This window comes from Pseudomonas sp. PGPPP4, from assembly GCF_002256045.1.
Classification (GTDB): Bacteria; Pseudomonadota; Gammaproteobacteria; order Pseudomonadales; family Pseudomonadaceae; genus Chryseomonas; species Chryseomonas oryzihabitans.
In genome coordinates this window covers 78739-86078 of record NZ_NKID01000014.1, presented here as the reverse complement: position 1 = coordinate 86078, position 7340 = coordinate 78739, and the positions used below count along the sequence as shown (strand labels likewise).

Genomic DNA, 7340 nt, shown 5'->3' with positions numbered 1-7340 from the left:
TGGAGAAAGGGAGCCGGCAGGCACACTCTACGACACAGCATCGAGTGCTCAGGTTGGGTAGGTGCTTAACCGGCTCCGGGTAATGAGGTAGCTAATCTCATTACCCAGGAGAGATACAAGGTTGGGTTGCGACGGCTCTATCGTCGAAGCCCAACAGTGCCGGCCCCGAGGCGATGCCGGGCTTCGCTGCGCTCAACCCAACCTACGGCGGCCCGTACGAGCGGCCCATGGCCGCATCGGCGGAGCGCCATATGCTGGACTCGTAGGGTGGAAAATCGCGCAGCGTTTTCCACGCGTGGCGTGCCGGCCGCGATGAACGCCGTCACCCGGCGGCTCTGCATCACCTCGATAGACAAAAGGCTCTACCTGGCGCCGTGCCTTTTGCCAGCCGCTTTGCGACAATGCCGGCACTTTTGCTGCCGGATGTCGCCATGACTGCCCTCAAGAACGACCGTTTCCTGCGTGCCCTGCTCAAGCAGCCGGTGGATGTCACCCCGGTGTGGATGATGCGCCAGGCCGGACGCTATCTGCCCGAGTACCGCGCCAGCCGGGCGCGTGCCGGGGACTTCATGAGTCTGTGCAAGAACCCGCAATTCGCCTGCGAGGTGACCCTGCAGCCGCTGGAGCGCTATCCGCTGGATGCCGCCATCCTCTTCTCCGACATCCTCACCATCCCCGATGCCATGGGCCAGGGCCTGTATTTCGAGACCGGCGAGGGACCGCGCTTTCGCAAGGTGATCGACACCCCGGCCGACATCGAGGCGCTGCCGATCCCCGATGCCGAATCCGACCTGGGCTACGTCATGGACGCCGTGCGCACCATCCGCACGGCGCTGGATGGACGGGTACCCCTGATCGGCTTTTCCGGCAGCCCCTGGACCCTGGCCACCTACATGATCGAAGGCGGCTCCAGCAAGGATTTCCGCAAGGCCAAGGCCATGCTCTACGACACCCCCGAGGCCCTGCACCTGTTGCTGGACAAGCTGGCCCAGGCGGTCACCGCCTACCTCAACGGCCAGATCCGCGCCGGCGCCCAGGCGGTGCAGATCTTCGATACCTGGGGCGGTAACCTGTCCGCCGCGGCCTACCAGGAGTTTTCCCTGGCCTACATGCGCAAGATCGTCGCCGGGCTGATTCGCGAACATGAAGGACGCCGGGTGCCGGTGATCCTCTTCACCAAGAACGGTGGCCTCTGGCTGGAAAGCCTGGCGGACAGCGGCGCCGAGGCCCTGGGCCTGGACTGGACCTGCGATATCGGCGAAGCGCGCCGCCGCGTTGGCAGCAAGGTTGCCCTGCAGGGCAACATGGACCCCAGCGTGCTCTACGCCAAGCCGGCGGCCATCCGCGCCGAGGTGGGGCGCATCCTGGAAAGCTATGGCCAGGGCAGCGGCCACGTCTTCAACCTCGGCCACGGCATCACCCCCGAGGTGGACCCGGCCCATGCCGGCGCCTTCATCGAAGCCGTGCACGAGTTGTCCGGGCGCTACCACCAGGGCTGATTGTGCCGGGATCGGCACGACCGGTCCCAAGTCGAGCGAGCGGGTCGTGGCCGGTTGCGGCATAGTCGGGGTTTTCCCGATGGAGCGCCGCCATGGCCCAGATGACCCCGGAAGACCTGCAGCACCTGGCCGAAGAGGTGCTCGCGGCCCAAGGCTTCAGTCAGCCGCAGGGCGCGGCCATCGCCGCCATGATGGTCGCGGGCCAGCGTGACGACTGCGCCTCCCACGGCATCTATCGGCTGCTGGGCATCGTCAAGACGCTCAAGGCCGGCAAGGTGGTGCCCGATGCCGAGCCGACGGTAGAAGACGTGGCTCCGGCCATCGTCCGGGTCGATGCGGGTGGCGGCTTCTCCCCGCTGGCCTTCGAGACGGGGCTGCCCCTGCTCGACGCCAAGGCGCGCAGCTGTGGCCTGGCAGCCCTGGCGATCAACAACTGCGTGCACTTCTCGGCGCTCTGGGTGGAGATGGAAGCCCTCACCGCCAGGGGGCTGGTGGCCCTGGCCTGCAATCCGACCCAGGCCTATGTCGCCCCGGCCGGCGGTCGCCGCCCGCTGTTCGGTACCAATCCCCTGGCCTTCGGCTGGCCGCGGCCTGACGGCCATCCCTTCGTCTTCGACTTCGCCACCAGCGCCGTGGCCCGCGGCGAGATCGAATTGCATCGTCGCGCGGGCAAGGCCCTGCCCGAGGGCTGGGGCGTGGATGCCGAGGGCGCGCCCAGCAACGATGCCCGCACCGTGCTGGAGGAGGGCGCCATGCTCACCTTTGGCGGTCACAAGGGCTCGGCGCTGTCGGCCATGATCGAACTGCTCGCCGGTCCGCTGATCGGCGATCTCACCAGTCCGGAGTCTTCCGCGGTCGACGCCGGCGCGGGCGGGCTGCCCTATCACGGCGAACTCATCCTGGCCTTCGATCCCCAGCGCTTTCTCGGCGCCGCGGTAGCCAGCTACCAGCAGCGCGCCGAGCAGTTGTTCGCCGGCATCGAAGCCCAGGGCGCCCGCCTGCCGTCACAGCGTCGTTACCAGGCACGAGCGCTTAATACCACCCGTGGTTGGCTGGAGGTGCCGGACCAACTCCTGGTCGACGTCCGGGCGCTGCTGCCCGGCTGAGCCAGGACGCGATCCGCATCACCTGGAGGAGACTGCGACAACGCGGTCTCTGAACCCCGCCCCGGACGCAGGGTCCACGACTGGCCCCCTTAGTGCCAGCCCTGGGTCTTCATGTACGCCGACGACACCGATCGCCCTCATCATCGCGGCCTGTTGCTGCTGAGCATCACCCTGATGGTGCTGGTGTACTTTCTCGACAATTTGTCGATCGCCCTGGCCAACCGCTATGTCTATGGCGGCCTGGGTATCGACCAGCGCAGCTATACCCTGGCCACCGCCTGCTACAGCGCCGCGGTCATCGTCACCAGTGCCCCGCACCAGTGGTTCGCCCAGCGCCTGGGCTATCGCAACCTGATCTTCGCCGCCGTCGGCATCCACCTGGTCGGCCAGGTGTGCTGCCTGGTGGCCACCGATCTGCCGACCTTCATCGTCGGGCGGGCGCTGATGGGCGCCGGCGCCGCCACCTTCTTTGCCGGGGCGCGGGTGCTGGTGCAGATGTATTTCTCCGGCCCCCAGCTGCCAACCGGGATTCGCGCCTTCGCTTCGGGCGTGCCCCTGGGTGGTGCGCTGGCCTCCTTCACCACCGCGGAATTGCTGGAAGGTCACCAGTGGCGCGCCATCTTCATGGTGCCGGCGCTGGCCTGCGCGCTGGTGGCGGTCTGCGTCTGGCTGTCGCTGCCGCGGCGCTCCCATCCGCTGCAGAATTCTGGGGCGCCGTCGCTGCTGTCCATGGTGCTGCTGGCAGTAGGCAGCCTGCTGCTGACCACCACCACCCAGCGCCTGGCCTTCGACTTCTTCAGCGATGGCCTGTGGCTGGCCGTGGAACTGCTGGTGGGAGCGGCCATCCTCGGACTCTATGTCTACTACGAGCGCGGCCTGGCACGGCCGACCCTGGACTTCAAGCACGCCATCACCCCGGGCTTTCTCGCCGGCATGCTGTTCATGATGCTCAACTACTTCCTGCTCGGCGCCTACAACTTCATCATCCCCCAGTACGTGGTCAACGGCCTGCAACTGCCGGTCTATACCGCCGGGGGCGTCATGGCGCTGGGCTGGCTGTGCGGCCTGGCGCCGCTGCTGATGATCACCTCGGTGCGGCTGCGCGAGCGCTTTCCCTGGGGCGGCTTTCGCAAGTACCTGGTGGCGGGTTACCTACTGCTGGCCGGCTACGGCTTCTGGATGGTGCGCCAGCACGCCGACGTGCCCCTCTACCAGCAGCTGGTGCCGGGGCTGATGATGCATGGCACCTATTTGATCGGTACCTTCGCGGTGATCATCATGTACACCTTCATGCGCGTCGAGCCGGCGTATTTCAGCCAGGCCTACCAGATCAAGAACATGACCCAGCAACTGGTCATGCCCATGGGCATCGTGCTGTCCAACGTCTTCCTGCAGTGGCGCGACGCCTTCCACGCGTCGGTGCTCAGCGCCGCGGTCACTCCCTATGCCCAGACCTACCAGGCCTATGGCGAGCGTTATCGGCAGGCCACCGGTAGCGACAGCGCCCTGGCGCAGATCTCCAGTCTGGTCACCCGCCAGAGCCAGGTGCTGGGCTATCTGGACTATTTCTGGCTGGTCGGCTGGATCGGTCTGGCACTGGCCCTCTACATGGCCGTGCAACGGCATTTTCGTTAGGGCGCGACGTTTGCCGGCCCTTAAGCCGACGTTCAGCTAGCGACCACCATAATGCGGGCTTTTGCAGGCGGCGGCAGGTGCCGGACGCCTGCGCCGGTCGGCCGCGCCCCAGTCGGTCCGGAGCTTGCATTGCTGGGCTGTCGGGCTTTGTGGAACAATGCGGGCAACGACATTTTTCAAGGGTGGCAGCCGTGATCGACGCTGATGGTTTTCGCCCCAATGTCGGCATCATTCTCGCCAACGATGCCGGCCAGGTACTGTGGGCCCGCCGCATCAATCAGGATGCCTGGCAGTTCCCCCAGGGTGGGATAGACGACCGGGAAACGCCCGAAGAGGCGCTGTACCGGGAGCTGAACGAAGAAGTGGGGCTGAGCCCCGATGACGTCCGTATCCTGGCCTGTACCCGGGGCTGGTTGCGCTACCGTCTGCCGCAGCGCATGGTGCGCACCCACAGCCGTCCGCTGTGCATCGGCCAGAAGCAGAAGTGGTTTCTGCTGCGGCTGACCGCGGAAGAGCAGCGGGTGCGGATGGATGTGACCGGCAAGCCGGAATTCGATGGCTGGCGCTGGGTAAGCTACTGGTATCCGCTGGGCCAGGTGGTGACCTTCAAGCGAGAGGTCTATCGGCGGGCGCTCAAGGAGTTGGCACCCCGCTTGCTGGCCTGATTACCGGTTCGGCCGGTGCGAAAGAGGTGAGGAGAAGCTGTGGTCATGCAGGATGAACGACACGTGATGCACGCCGGCGGCTCCGCCGGACGTCGGCTGCGGAGGCGCTAGATGCTTGCAGTTCTGCGCAAGATCGTCCAGGAGGTCAATGCCGCCAAGGATCTGGGGTCGGCACTGTCCATCATCGTGCAGCGCGTCCGCGCGGCCATGCAGTCGCAGGTCTGCTCCGTCTATCTGCTGGATCCCGACACCAACCGTTTCGTGCTCATGGCCACCGAAGGCCTCAACAAGAGGTCCATCGGTCGGGTCAGCATGGCCCCCAACGAGGGCCTGGTCGGCCTGGTCGGCACCCGCGAAGAGCCGCTCAATCTCGAAGACGCCGCCAGCCACCCGCGCTTTCGCTATTTTGCCGAGACCGGTGAGGAGCGCTATGCGTCTTTCCTCGGTGCACCCATCATCCACCACCGCCGGGTCATGGGCGTGCTGGTGGTGCAGCAGAAGGAACGCCGTCAGTTCGACGAAGGCGAGGAAGCCTTCCTGGTCACCATGAGCGCCCAGCTCGCCGGGGTGATCGCCCATGCCGAGGCCACCGGGACCATCCGTGGTCTGGACCGGCAGGGCCGCGGCATCCAGGAGGCCCGTTTCGTCGGCATCCCCGGTTCGCCCGGGGTCGGCGTCGGCAAGGCGGTGGTGGTCCTGCCGCCCGCCGATCTGGAAGTGGTCCCGGACAAGACCGTGACCGACATCGACGCCGAGCTGCAACTGTTCCGCTCGGCGCTCGAAGGCGTGCGGGCGGACATGAAGGCGCTGTCCAAGCGGCTGTCCACCCAGTTGCGCAAGGAAGAGCAGGCGCTGTTCGACGTCTATCTGATGATGCTCGACGACGCCGCCCTCGGTAACGAGGTGACCACCATCATCAAGAGCGGCCAGTGGGCCCAGGGCGCCCTGCGCCAGGTGGTGATGGAGCACGTCCAGCGCTTCGAGCTGATGGACGACGCCTATCTGCGCGAACGCGCCGCCGACGTGCGTGACCTCGGGCGCCGCTTGCTGGCCTATCTACAGCAGGCCCACCAGGCCTGCCTGATCTATCCGGAAAACACCATTCTGGTCAGCGAGGAGCTCTCGCCGGCCATGCTCGGCGAGGTGCCCGAGGGGCGCCTGGTCGGCCTGATCTCGGTACTCGGCTCGGGCAACTCCCACGTCGCCATCCTGGCGCGCGCCATGGGCGTGCCGACCGTGATGGGCGCGGTGGACCTGCCGTATTCCAAGGTGGATGGCATCGACCTCATCGTCGATGGCTACCACGGCGAGATCTTCACCAATCCGTCGCCGACGCTGATCAAGCAGTATGGCGACGTGGTGGAAGAGGAGCGCCAGCTGACCCAGGGCCTCGACGCCCTGCGCAGCCTGCCCTGCGAGACCCTCGACGGTCACCGCATGCCGCTGTGGGTCAACACCGGCCTGATGGCCGATGTGGCCCGCGCCCAGCAGCGCGGCGCCGAAGGGGTCGGGCTGTATCGCACCGAAGTGCCCTTCATGGTCAACGAGCGCTTTCCCAGCGAGAAGGAACAGCTCTCCATCTATCGCGAGCAACTGGCCGCCTTCCATCCGGCACCGGTGACCATGCGCACCCTGGACGTCGGCGGCGACAAGGCGCTGTCCTATTTTCCGATCAAGGAAGACAACCCCTTCCTGGGCTGGCGCGGCATCCGCGTCACCCTGGATCATCCGGAAATCTTCCTGGTGCAGACCCGCGCCATGCTCAAGGCCAGCGAGGGCCTGAACAACCTGCGCATCATGCTGCCGATGATCTCCGGCGTGCACGAGGTGGAGGAGTCCCAGCACCTGCTGCACCGCGCCTGGTGCGAGGTGCGTGACGAAGGCGTCGATATCCCCATGCCGCCGGTGGGGGTCATGGTCGAGGTGCCCTCGGCGGTCTACCAGGCCCGCGATCTGGCGCGCCAGGTGGACTTCATCTCGGTGGGCTCCAACGACCTGACCCAGTACCTGCTGGCGGTGGATCGCAACAACCCGCGGGTGGCCGATCTCTACGACTACTTCCACCCGGCGGTGCTGCAGGCGCTGCAACAGGTGGTCGATGGCGCCCACGCCGAAGGGGTGCCAGTGAGCATCTGCGGCGAGATGGCCGGGGATCCGGCGGCGGCGGTGCTGCTCATGGGCATGGGCTTCGACACCCTGTCGATGAACGCCACCAACCTGCCCAAGGTGAAGTGGCTGCTGCGCCAGGTCACCCTGGAAAAGGCCCGCGAGCTGGTGCAGCAGATGCGCCAGATCGACAACCCCCAGGTCATCCACAGCGCCCTGCATCTGGCCTTGCGCAATCTCGGACTGGGTCGGGTGATCAATCCGGCGGCCAGCGTCCAGAGCTGAGCGTGCCCGGCGGGAAGGCCGCTTCCCGCCGGGCAGGCAGCGGC

The 7340-nt window shown here is 66.5% G+C and carries 5 protein-coding genes; all 5 read left to right on the top strand.

The annotated features are described in order from the left end of the window. The first annotated feature begins 431 nt into the window (after positions 1-431). Positions 432-1499, top strand: coding sequence for a uroporphyrinogen decarboxylase (gene hemE / locus CFE50_RS20410; protein ID WP_042136641.1), 1068 nt, complete (start codon positions 432-434; stop codon positions 1497-1499). A 92-nt stretch (positions 1500-1591) separates the two neighbouring features. Next, positions 1592-2605 carry an Ldh family oxidoreductase gene (locus CFE50_RS20405; RefSeq protein ID WP_286737083.1) on the top strand — a complete coding sequence of 338 codons (1014 nt, stop codon included), beginning with the start codon at positions 1592-1594 and terminating at the stop codon, positions 2603-2605. Between the two features lie 111 nt (positions 2606-2716). Continuing rightward, entirely contained in the window at positions 2717-4240 is a 1524-nt protein-coding gene (locus CFE50_RS20400; protein ID WP_241807644.1) for an MFS transporter, read from the top strand. A gap of 191 nt (positions 4241-4431) precedes the next feature. Further along, positions 4432-4905, top strand: a complete 474-nt coding sequence (locus CFE50_RS20395) for an RNA pyrophosphohydrolase (protein WP_007161635.1) — start codon at positions 4432-4434, stop codon at positions 4903-4905. A 111-nt stretch (positions 4906-5016) separates the two neighbouring features. Further along, entirely contained in the window at positions 5017-7296 is a 2280-nt protein-coding gene (gene ptsP, locus CFE50_RS20390) for a phosphoenolpyruvate--protein phosphotransferase (protein ID WP_007161636.1), read from the top strand. Positions 7297-7340: the final 44 nt, after the last annotated feature.